This window comes from Camelimonas sp. FR25 (assembly GCF_059740505.1).
Genome location: NZ_JCAWFG010000107.1, coordinates 1 through 22,095 on the forward strand (window position 1 = coordinate 1; position 22,095 = coordinate 22,095).

A 22,095-nucleotide genomic window follows, 5' to 3' on the forward strand; every position below is an offset into this window, starting at 1 on the left:
TCGCCTTGAACTCAGCCGAATAGCGTTTCCGTGTCGTCATATTGCCCGTCCTTCGTCAGGTGTTCGAGCTTAACGACTGGTCCGAATTTCCGGGACCACCTCTGACCTTCAGCTTCATCCAGAACTGGCGGGGACCGCAATCCGCGGTTGCTCAGGCCTCCGTCGCCTTCCGGGATGCGATGCGACACACATTGGTGGTGGCGGCGCGCGAGATGGGGTGGCGCGGCTGAGTGCGTGCTGGCGGCGTCTCACCGGCTGGACGGGTCCGGAGGGTGCTCCTCCTGAACTCATCAAGCGGCGACCAAATTTTTTGCGGAGGAATGTAGCAAGATCCGCCTCACGCTCACCCCGTCAACGGCTTGCCTGATGTGGTGAGACATCCCACATCAACGCTCAGCTGGCGCCGTGTTGCTAAGCACCCATCAGGCAGAGTATTCACGGAGGCTGGAACACGGCCTCATCGGGCCGAGGGCGACGCGCAGGCATCGTCTGCGCTCGCCGCCTGCCGGCGGTGAATGCGCCTGCAGGCTGCCTCCCGGGGGCCGGAGGGGTCGATTTCGGCCCACGCCTGGCATCGCACGAGGCTGGCAATAAACATCAATGCATACCGTGCCCGGCGCCGCGCCGGAGTAGCGGGGGACAGGGAGACCGTCATGCGCGACTACACGAAGTTCTACATTGATGGAAAATGGGTGGAGCCGGTCGCTGGCGCCAAAACCCTTGACGTCATCAATCCAGCCGACGAAAGCGTCGCGGGCCGGATTTCGCTCGGCTCCGCCGAAGATGTTGACGCAGCCGCCAAGGCCGCTGCGCGCGCCTTCCAGACGTTCTCGCGCACCACGCGCGAGGAGCGCATTGCGCTGCTGGAGCGCATCATCGAAGAGTACAAGAAGCGCTTCGATGACATGGCTCAGGCCATCACCGCCGAGATGGGCGCGCCGACCTGGCTTGCCCAGCGCGCGCAGGCCCCGATGGGCACCGGCCACCTGCAGACGGCCCTCAATGTTCTGAAGAACTACAAGTTCGAGGAAGATCGCGGCGGCACCGTCATCGTCAAGGAGCCGATCGGCGTTTGCGGCTTCATCACCCCGTGGAACTGGCCGATCAACCAGATCGCCTGCAAGGTGGCGCCGGCACTGGCTACCGGCTGCACCATGGTGCTGAAGCCGTCTGAAGTGGCGCCGTTCTCGGGCCAGATCTTCGCCGAGATCATGGACGCGGCGGGTGTGCCCGCTGGCGTGTTTAACCTCGTCAATGGCGATGGCCCGACGGTTGGCGCTGCGATCAGCTCGCACCCGCTCATCGACATGGTGTCGTTCACCGGCTCAACACGCGCCGGCATCGAAGTGGCGAAGAACGCCGCCCCGACCGTCAAGCGCGTGCACCAGGAACTGGGCGGCAAGAGCCCGAACATCATCCTTGATGACGCAGATCTCGAACGCGCCGTCTCTGGCGGCGTAAAGAGCGTTATGAACAACTCGGGCCAGTCCTGCAACGCGCCGACCCGCATGCTGGTGCCTGCCGCCCGCATGGACGAGGCCATCGCCATCGCCCGCGCAGCGGCGGAAGCGACCGTTGTCGGCAAGCCTGAGGACAAGGTCACCATCGGTCCGGTGGTGTCCGAGGTTCAGTTCAACAAGATCCAGAGCCTGATCCAGAAAGGCATCGATGAGGGCGCAACCCTCGTCGCTGGCGGTGTGGGCCGCCCCGAGGGGCTCGACAAGGGATATTACGTCAAGCCGACCGTATTCGCCAATGTCACCAATGAGATGACCGTCGCCAAGGAAGAGATTTTTGGACCGGTGGTTTCCATCCTCGGCTACAAGGACGTGGATGAGGCTGTGCAGATCGGCAACGACACCGAATATGGCCTGGCGGCCTATGTGTCGGGCAGCGATCCGGCGAAGGTGCGCGAGGTCGCTTCGCGTCTGCGCGCTGGCCAGGTGATCCTCAACGGCGCCAACCCGGATCTGATGGCGCCGTTCGGCGGCTACAAGATGTCGGGCAATGGCCGAGAGTGGGGCGACCACGCCTTCGGCGAATTCCTCGAGATCAAGGCTGTACTTGGCGTGCCGAAGCAGGCTGCTGAGTAAATCTCGGGCATTGAGAAGCGAATGGGGTCGGGCGAAAGTCCGGCCCCTTTTTGTTGGCGTCGGGTCAAATTCGGCGCCTGATCTTGCCGATCGGGAGCGCTGATCAGGTCAGCCTGTGCCGTCCGGTTAAGGTCGCCCCCGAGAACAGGTATCGATCGCCAACATGTCCGGCCAGGGCGGCGGCGACGTCGCCACCTGGCGCCGCAGGCGAACAACCACCCGGCTCAGGCGCGCGCGGACGTGGCGTCAGCGTCAGCTTTTTTGTGGCTTGATGAATTGCGGGCGCCAGCGCCGGTGCATCCACATCCACTGTTCGGGATGCTCCCGCACCCAATCCGATACGACATCCGTCATGGCCTGCATGGCGCCGGTCACGTCGATCTCGCCATTGGCGTCACGCGGCATGACGATCGGCGGAGTCAGCTCAATGCGAAAGCGGGCGCCATTGAGGCGGATTACCCGGGACCCATGCACCGGGCAGTCAAAGCGACGTGCGAACTTGCCCATGATCGGATTGGTCAGCGCTGGACGTCCCAGGAATTGGGTGACGACGCCCCTGGTGAAATGCTGGTCGATCAGCATGCCCAAATGTCCGCTCCGCTCCAGCGCCTCCACCATGGCGAAGGCAGCGCCCGGCCGAGCCGCCTCGAGGCCGCCCATGGTCTGACTGCGGATCTCCTGGACGACGCCTGCGATGGCCGGATCATTGGGCGCCCGGAACACTGCCGTCAGATCAAGACCGTAGCGGGCTGCGCAGATGGCCGGTAGCTCCCAATTGGCAAAATGCGCCGAAAAAAGGATGCCAGGCTTGTCGTCGTCACGCAGGGCGATGAAATGCTCGATGCCGTCGACCTGAATGCGGCCATTAGGGTCAGGGTTGTCGTAGTCGTAGTCGAAAATTGTCGCCAGATGCGGGTATTCCGCCGCCGTGCGGCCGAGGTTCTCCCACGCCTTACGGGCGATGGCGCGCAGCTCGGCCTCGGGCTTTTCGGGGAAGGTCTCGCGAAGGTTGCGCATGGCCACGCGATTGACGCCGAGCAATGGGCCGATGGCGCGGGCCAGCGCGCCGCCGAGGGCGCTGGAACGATCAGGGCCGAGCAGTCGGAAGAACCCAAATACGGCGCGTACCAGACCGAGCATGAGGACGCCAGCAAGCCGTGTTCCGGCGCGTCGAATAACTGTCTGTAGGCGCGGCACTTTTAATCCATGCGTGGGAGGGGCCTGGCGGGATGTGCAGATAGCCCGCATGTGGGGCGAAGAGCAAGCATAAGGAAGGGGGGCGCCGACACGAGTAGCCGCTGGATGGTCAGCGCCGTGACGTTCGACCTCAATCGGCGCCGCCCGGCGCCACCTCGCCTGACGATACGGGATAGATGCTGTGTGCCAGGGCGATGCTGGCTGCGCCCACCGGCATGCGCTCCAGGGCGTCTGAATGTGATCACGTCAGCGCGTGGCGGCCGGAAGCTGGCGTTGACGAAGCGTCGCATATGCGCACAGCATGGCTGACCATGGTTTGCAGCGGTCGCCGCATGCACTAGAGGTCGCTCATCAGCAACGCGTCGCCCTTGATCGCTTCAGTGCAATGACTGTGACGACGCCGTGGGCGCCGCCGCCGGCCGGTGGCTGGCGCAATGGTCGCCTGGCGCGGAGACTGCGCTGGATGCGCGTAGCAAGGGCATGTGCCGTGAGCCACGAAAACCAGACGTCGAAATCAGCATCGTCAGCGGCGAGCGCCGACCCAACAGAGGTGGCGCATTTCGACGCATTGGCGCAGCGGTGGTGGGACCCCCAAGGTCCAATGAAACCGCTGCACCGTCTGAATCCCGTGCGTCTGTCGTTCATCCGCGACGTCGCCTGCAGGCATTTCAACCTCAATACCGAGAGCGTTTCGCCTCTGGCGGGTCTGACCGCGCTGGATGTCGGCTGCGGCGCCGGCATGTTGTGCGAGCCGCTGGCGCGCATGGGCGCTGGCGTGACAGGGCTCGATCCGGCGCCAGAGAATATCGCTGTGGCGCGGGCCCACGCCGAGGCTGGCGGGCTCGCCATCACCTACCGGGAAGAACTGGTGGAGGACGTGGCGGCCGCTGGCGAACGCTTCGACCTTGTCACCGCCATGGAGGTGATCGAGCACGTGCCCGATCCGGCGCGGTTCGTCGCGGCCTGCTGTGCGGCGGTCAAGCCTGATGGTCTACTGATCATGGCGACGCTCAACCGCACCCGCAAAGCCTGGGCCCTGGCTATTGTCGGGGCCGAATATGTGCTGCGCTGGGTTCCGCGCGGCACCCATGACTGGGACCGTTTCGTCACGCCGGAAGAACTCACGGCCTTTATCGCTTCTGGCGGCCTCACGGTAACTCAGACCGAGGGTGTGGTTTACCAGCCCTGGGCCGATGTCTGGCGGCGGTCGTCCGACACGGATGTCAATTACATGCTCAGCGCCAGCCGCATGGGCGGCTGAGGCGCGCCGATCACATCCGGCCCACGTCACGTGCATCCCGGGCGGTGAAACGCGCGCACGGCCAGGGCGACCATTGCGATGGAAAAGATGAACGAGGCGAGGGCGCTGGTCAGATAGATCGCCAGGATGTCGTCCCAGAGTTGCAACGCCAGCAATCCGCCGCCAATCGCGATGACGAAGCGCAGCAGCGCCAGCAGGAAGGGGCGGCGTATGTCCCCTAGCCCCTGCAGTGAGAAATAGGCGGCGAAACCGGCGCCGATCAGCGGAAATATCGGCAGCAGGCAATACAGATAGGCGACGCCATAGGCGGAAACCGTGGGGTCGGCGGAAAACAGCGCCATCCAGCGGGGGGCGTTCAGCGCGGCCAGGGTGAACAACAAACCTATCGCCGCCGCAATCCCCATGCCGGCCCAGGCAATGGCTCTGGCCCGCGCCATGTTTCGTGCGCCGACGGCCGTCGCCGTCATGGTGATCACTGCCGAACCGAAGGCAAAGGTGATGGGCGACTGCAGCAATTCCAGACGCGCCGCTGCGCCATAGCCTGCGATGGCCTCGCTGCCAAAACGGCCGACCATGCCCGTGACGAGAAACAGCGCCAGCTGAAAGCTTAGCATGGAGATCGAAGCCAGCAGGCCGACGCGCATGATGGCGTTCACCTGGAGCCAATGCAGGCGGATGGCCGACAGGCGAACCGGCGCCAGCGCGCGGGGCGACAGGAGATGCCAGCCAATGACCAGGCTGCCCACCGCATAGGCAGACAGAAAGGCCACGCCAGCGCCAGCCACGCCAAGCTGCGGAAACGGTCCCCATCCCATGATCAGCGTCGGCGACAGCGCCAGATGCGCGATCTCCCCCAGCACGATCGCCGAAGCTGGCACAAGCATATTGCCCGCGCCCCTGCAGATATTGGCCAGGGTGTTCTGCAGCCAGATGAACACACAGCCACTGAAGCCGATGGCGCCATAGGCGACGGCGGCGTTGAGGGCTTCACCGTGAAGCCCCATGGCCCGATATAGCATTGGTCCAACAAGCAGCATGATCACCGTGCAAAACACCGCGCCGGTCAGGGCCAAAGCGACTGATACGCCCGATAGGGCGCGGGCGGCGTTGAGCTGCCCCGCTCCCAGCGCCTGGCCGATGGACGAGGCGACGCCAGCGCCAAGACCGGCGGCGGTGATCGTCTGCAGGATGATCAGCAGCGGAAACACCACGGAGACGCCGGCTAGCGCCTCTGGACCGAGCCAGGACACGAAATAGGCGTCAGCGACAATGAAGGTAATCCGCGCCGCCGCCTCGCCGACATTCGGCGCGGCGAGCGTCAGCAGGCGACTGACCACCGGCCCCTCCAGAAGCCAGATGGTGCGCGGCGTAAGTGCCGCATGCGCGGTTGGCGCAGCCCCGGGCTCGATAATTGCTGCGGAAGCGTTACTGGACATGGAGAACCTGCTGAAGGTGACCGGGACACATGTCCCATCTCCTTCCAGCATCGACCGTGCGACCGGCGCGGGTCCATTACGTCCAGGGTCATTGCCGAACAGGCCAGGCGCTTTCCGGAAAGCGCGTCTACTCCAAGCGCTACTTGGCAAGCGCGTGGAGGCTATGGACCGCCCAGTGCGAGCGCGAACACCTCGACCTCGCACCATCACATGAGCCCGACGACGGGCCTGCAGCGCCATTCAATCGGCGCCGGCTGATCCTGGCCAGGCAACCATTAAAAAGGCGAGCGCCGCGACTGCGACGCCCGCCAAATTGAAAACACCTGCGCGCCTGGATCACACAGTGCTGCGAGGCGCGTGGAGCAGGCCTCGCCAATGCTCAGGCGGGCGTCAGCCCATGTGGAAGACGGCGACCTTGTTGCCGTCGGGATCGCGGAAATAGGCGCCGTAGAACGTCGGCATGCGCTCGCCAGGGGCGCCCTCATCGCTGGCGCCATTGGCCAACGCTACCTGATAGGCCTTGTCCACGGCTTCGCGGCTCGGCGCAGCGAGCGCCGGCATGACGCCATTGCCGACGGAAGCAGGATTGCCGTCATAGGGCTTGCACACCATGATGCCGGCCGCGCCCTTGCGGCCCCAACCGATCATACGGTCATTGTCGACGGTGCGTCGCGCGCCAAGCTCGGCGGCGAGCGCGTCATAGAACTTGCCCGACGCCTGCAGGTCGTTGGTGCCCAAAGTCATGTAGCCAAGCATGTGATCCTCCCAGATGGACCGTCGCGCCCTTGTCAGGCTGTCCGACACGATCCCTGTGTCGCATGGGGCGCCAGGCCAGAGCCGCCGTCAAGACCCAGGCCTGTGGACGCGCCCAGGGCAGCCATGAGCGGGATGCTGTAGATGCTGTAGGACCGTTGGAGCGCGAGGGAGCACGCCCTGAGCCGCAAAACGCGCGCCTCGCGAGTCCGTTACGCGCGCAACAGGCGGACACGCGCCCGCCATGGCTCATCGTGGGTCGCGGTAATAGACGAGCTGATGCGACGTCGCCAGCAGGCGGCCGTCATCGCTCCAGATTTCTGCGGACTGGTCGTGGTAGCCGCGCCGATAAACCCGGGCGTCGACACGGCCCATCAGCGGCCGGTCCCCCTGGCGTGCCAGATCGTCCTCAGTGGCATGAAACCACGTCGACATGGTGATGGTGCCAACGGGCATCAGGGCGCCGCGCGCCACGAACACCCTGGCGAAGAAGCAATCCGCGATGGCCGCCAGTGAGACATAATCCAGAGGCCGCGGAGGCTCATCTCGCATCAGGCACAATTGGGCGGCTGAGACAGGCTCCGCCAGCGGCTGGGGGCCCAGCGGCGTATAGCGGTCGTGGTTAACCTCATAATTGGCCATCCACGCGCAGGGCGAACTTCGCCACGGAAACTGCACGAGCTGCGGCCCTGGGGGCAAATGCGGCGGCGTCGCGGGCTGATGCTCCCAGGTTTGCGGGCGGGCGCTACATATGGCGGTGGCGGTGATCAGCGGGGCGGCGTCATCCTGCAGCAGCTCCAGCATCCAGTGCTGCGTGGAATTGTTGGTGCGGGCTGGCCGGAGTTTTATCTGAACCGGACCTTCGGCGATGGTGGCGCAATAGTTCACCGTCATGGCGATGGGCGACCCGCGCCGGTCCGGGTGCAGCAGCAACGCCCGCATCAGCAGCGCGGCGGTGATCCCGCCATACGGCCCTGAAAAATTCCAGTAGGCGCGCGTCAACACGCCAAGAAAGCACCCGGTCTCCGCGCGCCACTGCAATTGGGTCGCCACATCGAGGGGGTGGTCGCACGTGACCTGCTGCATGGCGCCGACGCCTGCATCCATAAGCGTTTCTCCCTGATCGCCGACCTCTCGATGGCGCTTGCTACGTCTGCGAGCAGGCGCAAGACATTGGGGTCACCTGCGATCAGGCCAGTGTGCACGCCCCAGTTACAGGCGTCCATGCCCTGACCCGGCCGCGGCCCCCCAGGCTGTCCTCCCGCCGTGCTGGGCCATCCGCGTGGCGCGCTTTACCTGTTGCGTAATCGCAGAGGCCCGCGATCACACCCATCATGCCTCCATGGAAGCCAAACCAAGGGAGAGCGCCATGAACGCGACTGATCACATCGAGCCCAGGACGATCGCCGCGCGCTACATCGACATGTGGAACGAGGCGGATCCGCAACGACGCCGCGCCATCGCTGCGGAAATTTTGACCCCGGACGCCGCCTACCGCGATCCGATGATGTCAGCCGCTGGCCTCGACGGCGTCGCGACGATGATCGGCGAGGCGCGCAAACAATTCGAAGGCCTGCATTTTGCGCTCAGGGGGACGCCACAGGCCACTGGCGATCACGTGCGGTTCGCGTGGTCACTGGGGCCTCAGAATGGTCCCTCCGTCGTCGCCGGCTCAGATTTTGCCCGGCTCAGCCAGGGCCGCTTCGCCGCCATCACCGGCTTTATCGATCAGGCGCCGGGGGATCCGCCGCCGGCCTGAGCCCCGACGCGCTGCGGCCCTCACGCGTCGCCGCACATTCCCACAATGCCTGACCTGTGCAAATACCTGGAGAAACATCATGACCCGGTTTCAACCCAGCCCGCTGCTTCGTAATATTTTGCTGCTGGATGGCGTATCCTGCATCGCCGCCGGCCTGCTGATGGCGATTGGGGCCAGTTTCCTAGCTGGCCTGCTGGCGCTGCCTGGCAATTTGTTGCTCGGCGCCGGCGTGTTTCTGATCGTCTTTGGCGCCGGTGTGCTCATAGTTGCCCGTCAGCAGGCCCTGGCGACCGCAGCTGTTATGGCGATCATCGCCTGCAACATTGTCTGGGCAGTGGAGTCGGTCGCGGTTCTGTTGGCCGGAGCGGTGTCGCCGAATGCTTTTGGCATCGTTTTTGTCCTCGCCCAGGCATTCTGGGTCGCGGCCCTCGCCTCAGTCCAGATTGTGCTGTTGAAGCGGGACAAAGCGGCGCGGGTCGCGCAGTCGGGCGCTTTGCCGACAGACGTGCGCCGCTAACGGCGGAAGGCTTCGGCCTTACGCGCCATGCGTGGATGCCTGCGCGCGGTTTGAGCTGACCATCATGTACGCAGACATCTACTCCACACGCCCTGTGGCAGGTCGACAGCCCGTCATGGGGCGCTTTTGCGCCTTGTGGTCAGTTCAGGTCTTCAGGCAGCGCAGGCAGAGGCAGGATGCTGACGCCTTCCTCCACCAATGCCTTGACCTCCTCCGGGGCGGCTTCTCCCCTGATCGCGCGTGGCTCCACCTCCCCCGCGTGGATGCGGCGGGCCTCGGCGGGGAAGCTCTTGCCGACGTCGTCGGTGTTCTGAATGACATATTGGCGCACGGCGCGCATCACGGCGCGAACGCGCTGGGACGCCTCGTCACTGACAGCAATTGGCGTGGCGGCAGGCGTCGGCGGGGCCTCAGCCGCCTCGGTGCGATCATGAGACGCTGACCGTGCCAGCGCCGGCGCCATGATCGTCTTGCCAATGTTCACCGATCCGCACGATGGACAAGACACAAAACCAGCCGCAGCCTGCACGTCATAGGCGCGGCTGTCGGCGAACCAGCTCTCAAACTCATGGCCCCGGTCGCAGGCCAGCGTGTAACGGATCATGTGCGCGGCGACCCCCTCGCCAGTGCCCTTGCGCCAGTGAACTGGCGCTGCGTGTATCTTCCCTTACAGAGATAGGATGTTCGCAGGCGACGCGCCAGTTTCAGCCGATTGGGCGTCTCATAACAGAGCCCGTGCGGCGCCTGTGCATTTCAGGATGCGGACGCGTCAGCAACTTGGCACCCTGGCATCCTGTGCGCCGCCAGGGCTGTTATTCAGGCTGCGTTCGACCATGCTTTCGCACGATGAAGGTCCGCGTGTGGCTGAGCGAGGGGATACGTTGGCGCGCCGACGCCACTGCGCCCGGGTCGAGGGCAGCCAGAATGACCCCAGGCCGGTCGTCGGCCTCCGCCAGCACCGTCCCCCATGGGTCGACGATCAGCGAGTGCCCATAGGTCTCCCGCCCATCTTCGTGTCTCCCCCCCTGGGCGGCGGAAATGACGAAGGCGCCGTTCTCGATGGCGCGGGCCCGCTGCAACACCTGCCAATGGGCTTCGCCGGTTTGCCTCGTGAAACAGGCGGGGGCGGTCAGAATGCTGGCCCCGGCGTCGGCCAGCGCGCGATAGAGATAGGGGAAGCGCAGATCATAACAAATGGTGACGCCAATATCGCCGACAGGCGTCGCCACAACCGGGGCCGTGTCGCCGCCGGTATAGGTGCGTGATTCGCGCCATGACTCGCCATTCGGCAAATCGACATCGAACAGATGGATCTTGTCATAGGTGGCGGCGATGGCGCCGTCGGCGCCAATCACCACGGCGCGGTTGGAGACCTTGTCGCCATTGCGAAAGGCGATTGACCCGAGGTGGATGGTGACCTTGCGCCGGCGCGCCAGTTCCTGCGCCGCCGCCACGAGGGGATCATCCTCCTGCGCGTAAATCTTCTGCATCAGGTCGGCGCGCGACCTCTCGACCAGCGCCGTCATCTCTGGCGTCTGGATATAAGAGGCGCCAGCGTCGGCAGCCTCCGAGATCAGCCGCAGCGCGTCCTCACGGTTGACCGCAGGGTCGCGCCCTGAGCGCATCTGCACGCAGGCGACAATCACCGGCGTGCTGGCGCCTGCGGCTGGTTCCTCCGGCAGTTGCCCGCCCGCTGGCACGGGCGTCGCCAATGTCTCCGCCGCGCGCGGCGCGCCAGTGTCGGTCATGGGCCGTTCCTTCAGGCAAGCAGCGCGTCGAGTTGGCCTGCCGCGTCGAGGTCATGCAGATCGTCAGAGCCGCCAATGTGGCGATCGCCGATGAAAATTTGCGGCACCGTGGTGCGGCCGCCGGCGCGTTCAATCATCACTGCGCGCTGGTCCGGGCGCTCGATGATCTCGATCTCCTCAAACGACGCGCCCTTGGCGGTCAGCAATTGCTTGGCGCGCTGGCAGTAAGGGCAGGTGGATTTGGTGTAGATGGTGATGTGCGGCACGTGCGTCTCCTGAGCCGGCGGCTGGCGCGTCTCACGCCTGGGCGAACTGCCCATGACAGGGTGCTGGCGCCAGCGATCTGCTGCACGCATTATATGGGCGCCAGCGTCGACAAGTCAGCGGTCTGCGCAGGCAAGATTACGACGGAGGCGCGGTCAGGCGTCACAGGCCTTCCTGAATGGCGATAGCGAAAGTCAGAACGTCCACCTGAGCGGCGCCGCCGCGGCGCAGCGCCCGGGTCGCGGCCGCCGCCGTTGCGCCGGTCGTCATCACGTCGTCGATCAGCAGCACGCTTTTGCCGGTCAGCCTCGTCCGCCAGGCTGGCGGCACAGCGAAAGCGCCGCGCACATTGCGCGCCCGGGCATTGCGTGAAAGGCCAATCTGCGGCGCCGTGCGTTTGATGCGGGTCAACGCCATCGGCCAATGTGGCGCCCCGCTATGGCAACTGATGACTGCGGCCAGCGCCGCCGCCTGGTTATAGCGACGGCTCCACAGCCGACGACGGTGCAGGGGCGCCGGGACGATCACATCCGCCTCGGCCAGCAACTCCATGCCGGCGGTGGTCATCATCTGCCCCAGCAACAAGGCGAGATCGGTGCGATCGCCGAACTTGAGCGCGTGGACCAAATCTCGCGCCACGCCGCCAAATCGCGCAACCGCCCGCGCCTTGCGCCATGGCGGTGGGTTGACGATCGCCGCCGGCGAAATCAGAACAGATGGCGCCCGTTCCTCCTCGACGCCGGCTTGAGTGTGCAATGCTTCAAGGTCAGGCGGCATGGGCAGGCCGAGCCGGTCGCAGAGGGGCGCGCTAATAAATCTGACGCTGGCCCAGCAAGACGCGCACAGCGCCGGGCGCGTCGCCACCGCCGCGCGGCAGCGCACGCAGACCGGCGGATAAATGGCGTCAGCGATCTCCTGCGCCGCCCGCCGCCCCCAGCGACCGGCGCAGCGCCACGACGGAACAGTGGACGTCGCCCCAGCCAGTGTGGGTGACGTCGCAAATTCGCCGTTCGCTGGTGCTGTCATGGGGCGTAGCTTTGACCATGTCTGTCTTGCGCTCCATAACAGCGCGAGGAGAGCCCGAATGTCCACGTCACCATTGGTATTTGACCGCAAAATGGCGCGCCGCCGCCTTGAGCGCGCAGCGCGGGCTGGCCTGGCCGATTTTCTCGTTGACCGGGCCGCAGAAGACCTCGATTTGCGTCTGTCAGCCATCAAGCGGCGGTTTGAGTGCGCGCTGGAACTCGGGGGGACGAGGGAGCAAATTCGCGCCGTGCTTGAGCGCCATGGCGTCGGTCAGGTCATACGTGCGCCAGGCGCGCGAGGTCTGGGCGGCGATGTAGTGGTGGACGAAGAAGCGCTGCCTTTCGCCGCCGGGTCGTTTGATCTGATCATTGGCATGATGTCGTTGCAGGGCGTCAACGATTTGCCCGGCGCACTTGTGCAAATCCGGCGGTGCCTGCGGCCGGACGGCCTGTTCATCGGCTGCCTTCCCGGCGGCGCCACGCTCACAGAATTGCGCCAGGCTTTTACAGCCGCTGAAGCTGAAACAACGGGCGGCGTCAGTCCCCGCGTCGCCCCCTTCGCCGATGTGCGTGACATGGGCGGCCTGTTGCAGCGCGCCGGCTTCGCCCTGCCCGTGGCCGATCTGGAGAGCGTCGCCGTCCGCTATGGCCACCCCCTGCGCCTTGCTGCAGACCTGCGCGCCATGGGGGCGGGCAACGCCCTGATGGACCGCCGCCGGGCGCCGCTGCGTCGCGACACGTTGAGACGCATGTGCGAGATTTATGCCTCGCGTTTTGCTGATCCGGATGGACGGGTGCGCGCCACCTTCGAGCTGGTGTGGATGTCGGGGTGGGCGCCGCATGAAAGCCAGCAAAAACCCTTGCGTCCTGGTTCAGCGAAGGCGCGCATGATCGACGCCCTGCGCGTCGACGCAGCTGCGATGGCGTCCGTCAAGGCGGCGCGAGATTGATCCATGGCTCTGGCTGGGCGCCCACCTGCACCAGGGGCAGAGCCCGGAGCCTCATCTGAACTTGTTAGCGCTTTCACTTCAGACCGCGCCCCCATCCGCCGGAGGCGGTTGCAGGAATATGATCAGTCGAGGTCATGACTTAGCGGTGAAAATGGAGACAATCCCAGCAGAGTATGCGCGTCGCCTGCTTTTAACGGGAGTCCGCCATGACCTGGTTCACGCAGCAGTTCACCTTCGACACAGCGCGCACCATCATATTTGGCGCAGGCGCCTCACAGCGGATCGGCGAGCTCGCCGTGCGCTATCTCGGCGGCAAGGCGGCGCGCATTTTGCTGGTGACCGACCCTGGCGTGGTGGCGGCGCATCTCGTCGATCCCGCCCTCAGTTCACTGCGGGACGTGGGGCTTGCGGCGCAAGTGTTCGATGAGGTCGTCGCTGATCCGCCTGACCACCTGATCATGCGGGCGGTGGAACAGGCGCGCGCCATGCAGGCCACGGCGGTCATTGGCGTAGGCGGCGGCTCCCCGATGGATACCGCCAAGCTCGTCGCCCTGCTGGCGCGTAGCGATGAGACGCTGGAGGAGATCTACGGCGTGGGTCGGGTGCGCGGGCGGCGATTGCCGCTGATGCTGGTTCCCACCACCGCCGGCGCCGGTTCCGAGGTGACGCCCGTGGCGGTGGTCACCACCGCGACCCAGGAGAAACTGGGCGTATCCTCGCCGGTATTGCTGCCGGATGTGGCCTTGCTTGATCCGGAGCTGACCTACGGCCTGCCGCATCTGGTGACGGCGGCGACGGGCTTCGAGGCCATGGTGCACGCCATCGAAGCCCATGAATCCGCCAACGCTAACAATAACCCGCTGTCGCGCCTGCTGGCGCGCGAGGCGTTGCGCCTGCTCGGTGAAGGGATTCGCTCCGCCGTGCGGGAAGGCACCCATGCTGAAGCGCGCTGCCAGATGCTGCTTGGCGCCATGTATGCCGGGCAGGCCTTCGCCAATGCCCCGGTCGCCGCCATTCACGCGCTGGCCTATCCGGTCGGCGCACGTTTGCGCGTCGCCCATGGCGTTTCCAGCGCGATCATGGCTCCGCACGTGGTGCGCTACAATTGCGCCACCGACGCCAGCGCCTACAGCGCGGTCGCCCCAGCCCTGTTTCCTTTCCTCGCCCAGATACCAGCCTCAAGGCGTGGGCCCCCCTTTGCTGATGCGCTGGCCCATCTGGTTGAGGAGATTGGGTTGCCAACGCGCCTGCGCGACATCGGCGCAAGCCCGGCGACGCTGGGCGAACTGGCCAGTGATTCCAGCAACCAGACGCGCCTGCTGGCCAATAATCCACGACCGCTTGATGAGAGTGACGCGCTGGCGATCTATCAGGCAGCCTGGTGAATTGGCGGGCGCTAACGCCTGCAGGGCGCCCAGCCCCACGGCGTGCTTATGTGAAGCGGGCAAAAAACGGCCAAAATATCCGTGACATGTCATCGGGCTTCGACCATTGGCCCATGGAAGGCGGCCAACCCAGGCCTCAGGCGCGCTTGCGGGGCGCCCTGCCTGTCCCTTATAGAACAGTAACAGAACGGGCGGCGACAGGCGTCGCTGCTGACACACTCCGCGGCGCGGTAACCGCCGGATTTCCGGCTGATCGAGGTGATGGCTGATGCGAGGCGCTTTGGGCGGCCCACGCGTGCTTTTGCGTCGTCTCCGGGAGGTGATGGCGGAGTCCGTCAGCGCCCAGGAGAAGCTTGATCGTATCGTTATCCTGATCGCCAACAACATGGTCGCCGAGGTGTGCTCGGTCTATGTGTTGCGCGCCGACGGTAATCTGGAGCTGTTCGCGACCGAAGGTCTCAAGCGCGAGGCAGTGCATCGCACCATCATCGGCTCGAACGAGGGTCTCGTTGGCCTGATCGCCTCCAGCGCTGAACCGCTGGCGCTGTCTGACGCCCAGAGCCATGAAGCGTTTTCCTACAAGCCCGAGACTGGCGAGGAGGTCTATCACTCCTTCCTCGGCGTGCCGATCCTGCGCGCTGGCCATACGCTCGGCGTGCTGGTGGTGCAGAACCGCGCCTATCGCATCTACACCGAAGAAGAAATCGAGGCGCTGCAGACCACCACCATGGTCATCGCCGAGATGGTGGCGTCCGGCGATCTGCAGACCCTTGCGACGCCGGGGCAGGACATCGCCATCCGTCGTTCGATGGCGCACCGCGGCGCCTCGCTGTCGGAAGGCATTGGCCTCGGCTATGTGGTGCTGCATGAGCCGCGCGTCGTCGTGCAGAAGCTGATCGCCGACGATGTCGCCGGTGAACTGACGCGTATCGACGACGCCATTCTCAGCCTGCGCGAGCGCATCGACAATCTGCTGGCGCGCGGCGATGTCTCCCATAGCGGCGAGCATCGTGACGTGCTCGAGACGGTGCGCATGTTCGCCAATGACCAAGGCTGGTTGCGCCGCATCCGCGAGGCGATCAACACCGGTCTGACGGCTGAAGGGGCGGTTGAGCGGGTGCAATCCGACACCCGGGCCCGCATCATGCGCCAGACCGACCCCTATCTGCGGGAACGGCTGCATGATCTCGATGAGCTGGCCAACCGGTTGCTGCATGAGCTGGCGGGAACGGTGTTCGCGCCACGCCACGATGAGCTGCCTGACAACGCCATTCTGGTCGCCCGCACCATGGGCCCGGCGGCTTTGCTCGACTACGACCGCTCACGGCTGCGCGGGCTGGTGCTCGAAGAGGGCGGCCCCACCTCGCACATCGCTATCGTCGCCCGCGCCCTCGGCATTCCCGCCGTCAGCGAGATCGACAACATTGTCTCCCTGGTCGAGAGCGGCGACGCCATCATCGTCGACGGCGTCGCTGGCGAGGTGCAACTGCGGCCGCAGGCCAATGTCGAGGCGGCCTATGCCGAGAAGGCGCGGCTGCGGGCGCGCGCCCAGGCGAAATACAAGCGGCTGCGCAAGACGCCCGCAGTCACCCGGGACGGGGTGGATATCCGCCTGAACATCAACGCCGGCCTGCTGGTGGATATCCCGCATCTGGCGGAATCTGGCGCCAGCGGCATCGGCCTGTTTCGCACCGAACTGCAGTTCATGGTGGCCGACAAGTTGCCGTCGACCACGGAGCAGCAGGCGCTGTACGAAGAGGTGCTACGCGGCGCTGGAGACGCGTCGGTCACCTTCCGCACGCTGGATATCGGCGGCGACAAGGTGCTGCCCTATATGGAGCAGGTGGAGGAGGAGAACCCGGCTCTCGGTTGGCGCGCGATCCGCATTGCCCTCGACAGGCCGGCGCTGCTGCGTTCGCAGATTCGCGCGCTGCTCAAGGCGGCGGCCGGCCGGTCGCTGCGGGTCATGTTTCCCATGGTCGCGACAGTGGACGAGTTTCTGCGCGCCCGCGCCATGGTGGCGCGCGAGCGCGCCTATCTGAAACGGCACGGCCACGCGTGCCCACAGAAGGTCGAACTGGGCGTCATGGTCGAGGTGCCGTCGCTGCTGTTCCAGCTCGATGAGATCTGCGCCGAGGCGGACTTCATCTCCGTCGGCTCCAACGATTTGATGCAGTTCCTTTTCGCAGCGGACCGCGAGAACCGCCGGGTGGCCGGCCGGTTCGATCCGCTCAGCCCGCCGTCGCTGCGGGCCTTGCGCCACATCGCCTGCACGGCGGCGCGCCACGGTTGTCTCGCCACCGTATGTGGGGAAATGTCTGGACGCCCGCTGGAGGCGATGACGCTGATTGGGCTCGGCTTCCGCGCCCTGTCAATGCCCCCTGCCGCGATTGGCCCGGTCAAGCAGATGCTGCTGGCAGTCGAGGCAGGCCCCCTGGCGGCGCATATCGACGCCATGCTCAAGGATGAGGCCGCTGAGGCCACGCTGCGACCGCGCCTGGAAGCCTGGGCCTGCACGCATGCCATCCCGATGGAGTGAACGCGACTAACGTCTTTGCGGCGCATCACGTGCGCCTGCACCTGCTCCAGACTTTCCAGCGCGCCCAGTTTCTGCCATTGCGGTTGCCATGAATGGATTTTCGCCACCAGAAGCGCGACTCGACGCCATTTTGGCGCGCCATGCCGAACTCAACGCGATCCTGGCAGATGGTCCAGACGGCGCCGTTTTCGGCCGTGTATCGCGCGAGCTGTCGGCCCTGACGCCGGTCGTTGAGGCGATCCTCGCCTGGCGTCAGGCGCAGGCGAATGTCGCAGATCTGCAGGCCGTGATCGATGACGTCGCCGCCGACGCCGAACTCCGGGCCATGGCAAGGGATGAGTGGCCGCAGGCAGAGGCGGCGCTCGCGCAGGCGGCGCACGCCATGCGCCTGATGTTGCTGCCGCGCGATGAGGCTGATGAGAAATCGGCGATTCTGGAGATCCGCGCCGGAACCGGCGGCGACGAGGCCTCGCTGTTCGCTGGCGACCTGTTTGGCATGTACAGCCGCTATGCGGCGCTGAAGGGTTGGGCGGTGGAGCCTCTGGCCATCAGCGAAGGCGTGGTCGGCGGCTACAAGGAGATTATCGCAGAGGTGCGCGGGGTCGGGGTGTTCGCCCGGTTGAAGTTTGAATCGGGGGTGCATCGGGTGCAGCGCGTCCCGGCCACGGAATCGTCGGGGCGCATACACACCTCGGCGGCGACGGTCGCGGTGCTGCCTGAGGCCGAGGATGTGGATGTCGCCATTGACGATAGCGACCTGCGCATTGAGACCATGCGCGCAGGCGGGGCAGGCGGCCAGCACGTCAACAAGACCGAGTCAGCCATTCGCATCACCCATATTCCCACCGGCACGGTGGTGCATGTTCAGGAAGAGCGGTCGCAGCACCGCAACCGCGCAAAAGCGATGAGCCTGTTGCGCGCGCGGCTGCATGACGCCGAACGGGGGCGCAAGGACGCCGAGCGTGCCGCCGACCGCCGTTCCCAGGTCGGGTCTGGCGATCGCTCCGAACGTATCCGCACCTATAATTTTCCTCAGGGCCGGGTTACGGACCACCGCATCGGCCTGACGCTTTACAAGCTGGAAGAGGTTATCGCTGGCGCGGCGCTGGACGAGTTGGTGGACGCGCTGACTGCGGCGCATCAGGCCGAGCTGCTGGCGGCGCAGGGCGAACAGTCGTGAGCCTGCCTGGCGATAGCCCTGAGCAATTTCTGCCCGGCATGCCCCGCGCTCGCGCTCTTGCGGCGCTGTCCCGGCGCCTCGCTGCGCACGATGCCGACGACGGCCGCCAGGCGGCGCGAGTGCTCTTCGCGTCATTGCTCGACCTGTCGCCACTGCAACTGGTGACGGGGCCCGACGTCCTGCTCGACGAAGCTCAGGTCAGTCTGCTCGAACAGGCTGCGCGCCGCTATTGCGCGGGCGAGACGGCCGGTCGCATCATCGGCGAACGTGAGTTCTGGGGGCTGCGTTTCAGGCTGGCGCCGGACACACTGGAGCCGCGGCCTGATACGGAGACGGTGGTGGAGACGGTGCTGCGTCGCCTGCCGTCTCGGCGGCGTCTCGGCCCGTTGCGTCTGGCGGATTTTGGCGTCGGCTCCGGGTGCATTCTGGTTGCGCTGCTGCACGAGCTGCCCACGGCGTTCGGGATTGGCGTTGATCTGTCGCCGGGAGCGGCGCGCGCCACCGCAGCCAACGCCAGGCTTAACGCAGTCGCGGATCGCTGCGCCCTGGTGGTCGGCGACTGGACCGCGGCAATCAGCGCCGGTGAGTCTGGCTTCGACATCATTACGTCCAATCCGCCCTATATCGAAAGCTGGATGCTGGCTGGGCTGCCTGCTGCGGTGCGCCACAACGACCCGGCCCTGGCTCTGGATGGGGGAGTTGACGGGCTCGGCCCTTACCGTCTGCTGGCGCCAGAAGCGATGAGATTACTGCGCCCCGGCGGGCTGGCGGCGTTTGAGGTTGGCGCCGGGCAGGCCGCCAGCGTCGCCATGCTCATGCGCACGGCCGGCCTGAATGAGGTCGACGTGAGCGTGGATCTGGGCGGCGTTATGCGGGTGGTGTCAGGCGTTCGTCCTTCTGATGGCTGCTGAATAGGTCGAATTTCTGCTTGGCGATGGTTGTGGAACCAGATAAGGTGAAAGGCATACGACGTGATTTGCGCCTGAGTTTGCATGCTTCGGAGCGGGAAGCAGCCGAAGGCGGCTCGTCGGTTGGCCATTGAAATTTGGACATTTGCGCAGTCGGGTATCGCGCCCGACCGGGGTGTTCCGGGTCATTTGGCTGCGAGCGTTCCCTTGAACAGGTCATTGCTGGTCAGATGCTGATCTGCTGGCCCGGCGTGCGCGAGAGCGTGTTGCGTGCTGCGGAGACGGACTTTTGGTCTCGCATACTCATGGGGTGCGTTTCGACCTTCTGATGTGTGATGGCTTTTATCTGGTCCGGGTCTGGACCGCATGATGGACCGCCATCCTGTCAGATCCTGTGGCGTGCAGGCGTTGGCCGCGCGCCTGGAAGCCCGGAACCGGATGTAAGAGACCGGATGTAAACCACCGTCACAAGATATCGCGCAAGTTGATCATCGGGTCCCGACAGCTGTTCCGGACAGAACAGTGGTCGCGAGCCCGTGGCAGATGACTGTTCCCAGCATTCTGCGTAGGAAGCCGGCGCGGATCGGGAGTTAAGACAAGACCATGGCTTCACATGAGAGACAGATGAGACCAGGCCAGAACAGGCGTGTGCGGGGACGGACGAACCGCAAGGGCCCGAATCCGCTGACGCGCAGCTATGAGTCCAATGGCCCTGATGTGAAGATCAGGGGCACCGCCCAGCACATTGCTGAGAAGTACACCCAGCTGGCGCGTGACGCGCAGGTGGCTGGCGACCCCGTCGCTTCCGAGAATTATCTGCAGCACGCAGAGCATTATTTCCGCATCATCGCAGCGGCGCAGAGCCAGTATCAGCAGGCCTACGGCGTCGCTCCGCGACTGTTTGACGATGGCGATGAGGGTGATCTGGACGACGAGTTCCAGGATGGCCCGATTGCCCCGCGCCAGCCCGGCGCTGGCGTCCCGGACGAAGCCTATCCGGTGGGCGCGCCGCAGCCAGGCCAGGCAGCAGCTCCGGCCTATCGTGAGCGCCAGGAGCGCCAGGAGCGCCAGGAGCGCTTCGAGCGACCGCAGCGCGGCGAGCGTTTTGATCGTCAGGATCGTTCTGAGCGCCAGGACCGCCCTGAGCGTAGCGAGCGTCAACCACGTCAGGAGCGTCCAGAGCGTCAGCCGCGTGTGGCGGCTGAGGGGGCGGAGCCGCGGACCGATGGCGATCGGGAGCCGCGCGGTCGTCGTGAGCGATTCCGTCGTGATCGGACGCCGAACCGGGAGCTCGATCTGGCGGCCCCGGCGGACGTTGCAGACGATGCAGGCGGGTTGCCTGCATTCCTGACCACGCCTCTGAGCGCGCCGGTTCGTGCCAGCGCGCCGGTGGAAGTGGTTGTCGAAGCGCCGGCCGCCGTAGAGGTGGCTGAGGCTCCCGCGCCGCAGGTTGAAGGCGCCGGTGAAGCCGCAGCTGAGGATGGCGGCGAGCGCTTCCCGGTCCGCGCCCGTCGCCGCCGCGGCCGTACCCGTGCCGAAGGTCAGGCGGATGGCGCCGACGCCGAGCAGAGCGCCGCTGGCTGATCAGCCTGGATCAGATAGGTGTTGAAAGAGCCGGGCCCGCGCCCGGCTTTTTCATGTGCTCTGGCATCCCGAACATGGTCGGCGTCTGGCGCCTGGCAGGCGGGCGGCAGACAGAGGGGCCGTCAGATCGCCTTGCTGGCGCGCAGGGCGTCTATGGCCGCCGCGTCGAGGCCAATCTCCTGCAGGATCTCATTGGTGTGCTCGCCGTTCAGCGGCGCCCGGCTGCGGATGGCGCCTGGCGTGCGTGACAGCACCATTGGCGGTTGCGGCAAGGGCGCTGGCCCACTCATGCCAGGGAATTCGACAGGCTGCAGATAGCCGGTCTCCACCACATGTGGGTCTTCCAGCACCTGCTGGGGCGTCAGCACGGGCGCGGCTGGCACACGCGCCGCCTCCAGTTCGGCGATGGCTTCGGCAGTGGTCCGCTCAGCCAGCCACTCGCCAAGACGGCCGCTGATCAGCTCAGCATGGCGGCCACGGCTCAGATCATCGGCAAATTTCGGATCATTCAGCCAATAATCCTCATTGCCCATCAATTTTGCCCAACGCCTGTAGATCGGCTGCCCAACCACGGCGACCAGCACATGCCCATCCCTCGTCGGCAGAATGTCAGATGGCGCCGAGGTCTGGCCGCGATTGCCGGAGGGAACGCGATTGATCTCAATCGCCGCCTGCTCGATCAGGGTGGAGCCCATCATATTGATGGCGGTGCGCAGCAAGGCCCCTTCGACGATCTGACCCTTGCCGGATCTCGCCCGCTCCATCAGCGCGATCAGCGCGCCGAAGGCCATGCCGAAGGCCGTGCCAAAGTCCACATAGGAGGCAAGGGCGCGCACCGGCTTTCCGGGCGTCCCCGTCATATAGGCTGCGCCTGACATCGCCTGGCCGATGGTGTCGAACCCCACGCGGTCGCGGTAGGGGCCGACCGAGCCAAAGGCTGATGCGGTCACCAGGATGATATCCGGCTTGATGGCGGTGAGACTGCCATAATCCAGACGCATGGACTTCAGGGTCTCGGGCGGGAGATTGGCGACGACGATGTCCGCACTGGCCACCAGCTTGCGGACAATCGCGGCGCCAGCCTCGCTCATGGGGTCCAGGGTCATGCCGCGCTTGTTGCGGTTCATCTGCATGAACATGGCGCCAGCGCCGGTGTCCGAAATTGGCGCGACATAGCGATCCTCACCGCCGTCGCGCTTTTCGATGCGGATCACGTCAGCCCCAAAGTCCGCGAGCAGGGCCGCGCAATATGGCCCGGCGATAAAGCGGCCGAAATCAAGCACGCGTACGCCTGAAAGCACCTGCGTCATTCATACCTCCCTGTGCTGTGGGTCTACGCCGGGGGCGTCGCCCATTTGTCCGGGAGTTTAGGGCCGATGCGCTGACGGTGGAATTTCTTTTCGCATTTTCTATAACAAATTAGTGCATCGCCAGGACGCCGCCGATGCGGTGCGCGCATGGCTGTTAAGGCCGGGCGCCATCCATGGCGGCGAACC

Annotated in this window: 20 protein-coding genes and 1 pseudogene; 10 read left to right on the forward strand and 11 right to left on the reverse strand. The window is 65.5% G+C overall.

What is annotated here, in order from left to right:
- Positions 1-653: 653 nt before the first annotated feature.
- Complete coding sequence (locus AC6A67_RS16210; protein ID WP_498037602.1) at positions 654-2,093, forward strand: aldehyde dehydrogenase family protein; 1,440 nt, start codon at positions 654-656, stop codon at positions 2,091-2,093.
- A 252-nt stretch (positions 2,094-2,345) separates the two neighbouring features.
- Here AC6A67_RS16210 and AC6A67_RS16215 read toward each other — a convergent pair whose 3' ends face one another.
- Positions 2,346-3,290 (reverse strand): lipid A biosynthesis lauroyl acyltransferase, encoded by a 945-nt coding sequence (locus AC6A67_RS16215; RefSeq protein WP_498037603.1) that lies wholly within the window; start codon positions 3,288-3,290, stop codon positions 2,346-2,348.
- A 463-nt stretch (positions 3,291-3,753) separates the two neighbouring features.
- On the opposite strand from AC6A67_RS16215, the gene ubiG reads away from it, so the two are divergent.
- Entirely contained in the window at positions 3,754-4,551 is a 798-nt protein-coding gene (gene ubiG / locus AC6A67_RS16220) for a bifunctional 2-polyprenyl-6-hydroxyphenol methylase/3-demethylubiquinol 3-O-methyltransferase UbiG (RefSeq protein WP_498037604.1), read from the forward strand.
- Between the two features lie 26 nt (positions 4,552-4,577).
- Here ubiG and AC6A67_RS16225 read toward each other — a convergent pair whose 3' ends face one another.
- The 3 genes from AC6A67_RS16225 to AC6A67_RS16235 form a co-directional block, all read right to left on the reverse strand.
- Entirely contained in the window at positions 4,578-5,987 is a 1,410-nt protein-coding gene (locus AC6A67_RS16225) for an MATE family efflux transporter (protein WP_498037605.1), read from the reverse strand.
- A 390-nt stretch (positions 5,988-6,377) separates the two neighbouring features.
- The gene (locus tag AC6A67_RS16230) at positions 6,378-6,743 is read right to left on the reverse strand and encodes a VOC family protein (RefSeq protein WP_498037606.1); all 366 of its coding nucleotides are present in this window, start codon (positions 6,741-6,743) and stop codon (positions 6,378-6,380) included.
- Between the two features lie 246 nt (positions 6,744-6,989).
- Positions 6,990-7,826: an acyl-CoA thioesterase gene (locus tag AC6A67_RS16235; protein WP_498037607.1), complete on the reverse strand. Its 837-nt coding sequence runs from the start codon at positions 7,824-7,826 to the stop codon at positions 6,990-6,992.
- A gap of 283 nt (positions 7,827-8,109) precedes the next feature.
- On the opposite strand from AC6A67_RS16235, the gene AC6A67_RS16240 reads away from it, so the two are divergent.
- Both AC6A67_RS16240 and AC6A67_RS16245 read left to right on the forward strand, forming a co-directional pair.
- Positions 8,110-8,499, forward strand: a complete 390-nt coding sequence (locus AC6A67_RS16240; RefSeq protein ID WP_498037608.1) for a nuclear transport factor 2 family protein — start codon at positions 8,110-8,112, stop codon at positions 8,497-8,499.
- 118 nt (positions 8,500-8,617) lie between these two features.
- Positions 8,618-9,016 (forward strand): hypothetical protein, encoded by a 399-nt coding sequence (locus AC6A67_RS16245; RefSeq protein WP_498037609.1) that lies wholly within the window; start codon positions 8,618-8,620, stop codon positions 9,014-9,016.
- A gap of 139 nt (positions 9,017-9,155) precedes the next feature.
- Here AC6A67_RS16245 and AC6A67_RS16250 read toward each other — a convergent pair whose 3' ends face one another.
- From AC6A67_RS16250 to AC6A67_RS16275, 6 genes and pseudogenes are all read right to left on the reverse strand, one after another.
- On the reverse strand, positions 9,156-9,620 hold the full coding sequence (locus AC6A67_RS16250; protein ID WP_498037610.1) for a DUF1178 family protein: 465 nt from the start codon (positions 9,618-9,620) through the stop codon (positions 9,156-9,158).
- A gap of 208 nt (positions 9,621-9,828) precedes the next feature.
- Positions 9,829-10,641, reverse strand: a complete 813-nt coding sequence (locus tag AC6A67_RS16255; RefSeq protein ID WP_498037676.1) for a carbon-nitrogen hydrolase family protein — start codon at positions 10,639-10,641, stop codon at positions 9,829-9,831.
- Between the two features lie 134 nt (positions 10,642-10,775).
- Positions 10,776-11,030, reverse strand: a complete 255-nt coding sequence (gene grxC, locus AC6A67_RS16260) for a glutaredoxin 3 (RefSeq protein ID WP_498037611.1) — start codon at positions 11,028-11,030, stop codon at positions 10,776-10,778.
- 160 nt (positions 11,031-11,190) lie between these two features.
- Positions 11,191-11,805 (reverse strand): ComF family protein, encoded by a 615-nt coding sequence (locus AC6A67_RS16265; RefSeq protein WP_498037681.1) that lies wholly within the window; start codon positions 11,803-11,805, stop codon positions 11,191-11,193.
- 51 nt (positions 11,806-11,856) lie between these two features.
- Positions 11,857-11,910, reverse strand: a pseudogene (locus tag AC6A67_RS16270) (hypothetical protein); the annotation flags it as partial.
- 22 nt (positions 11,911-11,932) lie between these two features.
- Positions 11,933-12,073, reverse strand: a complete 141-nt coding sequence (locus AC6A67_RS16275; protein WP_498037682.1) for a hypothetical protein — start codon at positions 12,071-12,073, stop codon at positions 11,933-11,935.
- Positions 12,074-12,112: 39 nt separating this feature from the next.
- On the opposite strand from AC6A67_RS16275, the gene AC6A67_RS16280 reads away from it, so the two are divergent.
- The 6 genes from AC6A67_RS16280 to AC6A67_RS16305 all read left to right on the forward strand — a co-directional run bounded on the left by AC6A67_RS16280 (position 12,113) and on the right by AC6A67_RS16305 (position 20,599).
- Positions 12,113-13,003 (forward strand): methyltransferase domain-containing protein, encoded by an 891-nt coding sequence (locus AC6A67_RS16280; protein WP_498037612.1) that lies wholly within the window; start codon positions 12,113-12,115, stop codon positions 13,001-13,003.
- Between the two features lie 206 nt (positions 13,004-13,209).
- Positions 13,210-14,388 (forward strand): iron-containing alcohol dehydrogenase, encoded by a 1,179-nt coding sequence (locus AC6A67_RS16285; RefSeq protein ID WP_498037613.1) that lies wholly within the window; start codon positions 13,210-13,212, stop codon positions 14,386-14,388.
- Between the two features lie 268 nt (positions 14,389-14,656).
- The gene (ptsP, locus tag AC6A67_RS16290) at positions 14,657-16,927 is read left to right on the forward strand and encodes a phosphoenolpyruvate--protein phosphotransferase (RefSeq protein WP_498037614.1); all 2,271 of its coding nucleotides are present in this window, start codon (positions 14,657-14,659) and stop codon (positions 16,925-16,927) included.
- A gap of 88 nt (positions 16,928-17,015) precedes the next feature.
- Positions 17,016-18,107: a peptide chain release factor 1 gene (gene prfA / locus AC6A67_RS16295; protein WP_498037615.1), complete on the forward strand. Its 1,092-nt coding sequence runs from the start codon at positions 17,016-17,018 to the stop codon at positions 18,105-18,107.
- Positions 18,108-18,145: 38 nt separating this feature from the next.
- Complete coding sequence (prmC, locus tag AC6A67_RS16300) at positions 18,146-19,018, forward strand: peptide chain release factor N(5)-glutamine methyltransferase (protein WP_498037677.1); 873 nt, start codon at positions 18,146-18,148, stop codon at positions 19,016-19,018.
- Positions 19,019-19,663: 645 nt separating this feature from the next.
- On the forward strand, positions 19,664-20,599 hold the full coding sequence (locus AC6A67_RS16305; protein WP_498037616.1) for a DUF4167 domain-containing protein: 936 nt from the start codon (positions 19,664-19,666) through the stop codon (positions 20,597-20,599).
- Between the two features lie 122 nt (positions 20,600-20,721).
- Here the strand turns inward: AC6A67_RS16305 and AC6A67_RS16310 are convergent, their stop codons facing one another.
- Positions 20,722-21,909 carry a CaiB/BaiF CoA transferase family protein gene (locus AC6A67_RS16310; protein ID WP_498037617.1) on the reverse strand — a complete coding sequence of 396 codons (1,188 nt, stop codon included), beginning with the start codon at positions 21,907-21,909 and terminating at the stop codon, positions 20,722-20,724.
- Positions 21,910-22,095 lie beyond the last annotated feature (186 nt).

Coding starts and splice junctions, on each gene's coding strand:
- AC6A67_RS16210 (WP_498037602.1), top strand. CDS start 654: ATGCGCGACTACACGAAGTTCTACATTGATGGAAAATGGGTGGAGCCG.
- ubiG (WP_498037604.1), top strand. CDS start 3,754: ATGCGCGTAGCAAGGGCATGTGCCGTGAGCCACGAAAACCAGACGTCG.
- AC6A67_RS16225 (WP_498037605.1), bottom strand. CDS start 5,987: ATGTCCAGTAACGCTTCCGCAGCAATTATCGAGCCCGGGGCTGCGCCA.
- AC6A67_RS16230 (WP_498037606.1), bottom strand. CDS start 6,743: ATGCTTGGCTACATGACTTTGGGCACCAACGACCTGCAGGCGTCGGGC.
- AC6A67_RS16235 (WP_498037607.1), bottom strand. CDS start 7,826: ATGCAGCAGGTCACGTGCGACCACCCCCTCGATGTGGCGACCCAATTG.
- AC6A67_RS16240 (WP_498037608.1), top strand. CDS start 8,110: ATGAACGCGACTGATCACATCGAGCCCAGGACGATCGCCGCGCGCTAC.
- AC6A67_RS16250 (WP_498037610.1), bottom strand. CDS start 9,620: ATGATCCGTTACACGCTGGCCTGCGACCGGGGCCATGAGTTTGAGAGC.
- AC6A67_RS16255 (WP_498037676.1), bottom strand. CDS start 10,641: ATGCGCTCAGGGCGCGACCCTGCGGTCAACCGTGAGGACGCGCTGCGG.
- AC6A67_RS16265 (WP_498037681.1), bottom strand. CDS start 11,805: ATGCCGCCTGACCTTGAAGCATTGCACACTCAAGCCGGCGTCGAGGAG.
- AC6A67_RS16275 (WP_498037682.1), bottom strand. CDS start 12,073: ATGGTCAAAGCTACGCCCCATGACAGCACCAGCGAACGGCGAATTTGC.
- AC6A67_RS16280 (WP_498037612.1), top strand. CDS start 12,113: ATGTCCACGTCACCATTGGTATTTGACCGCAAAATGGCGCGCCGCCGC.
- AC6A67_RS16285 (WP_498037613.1), top strand. CDS start 13,210: ATGACCTGGTTCACGCAGCAGTTCACCTTCGACACAGCGCGCACCATC.
- ptsP (WP_498037614.1), top strand. CDS start 14,657: ATGCGAGGCGCTTTGGGCGGCCCACGCGTGCTTTTGCGTCGTCTCCGG.
- prfA (WP_498037615.1), top strand. CDS start 17,016: ATGAATGGATTTTCGCCACCAGAAGCGCGACTCGACGCCATTTTGGCG.
- prmC (WP_498037677.1), top strand. CDS start 18,146: ATGCCCCGCGCTCGCGCTCTTGCGGCGCTGTCCCGGCGCCTCGCTGCG.
- AC6A67_RS16310 (WP_498037617.1), bottom strand. CDS start 21,909: ATGACGCAGGTGCTTTCAGGCGTACGCGTGCTTGATTTCGGCCGCTTT.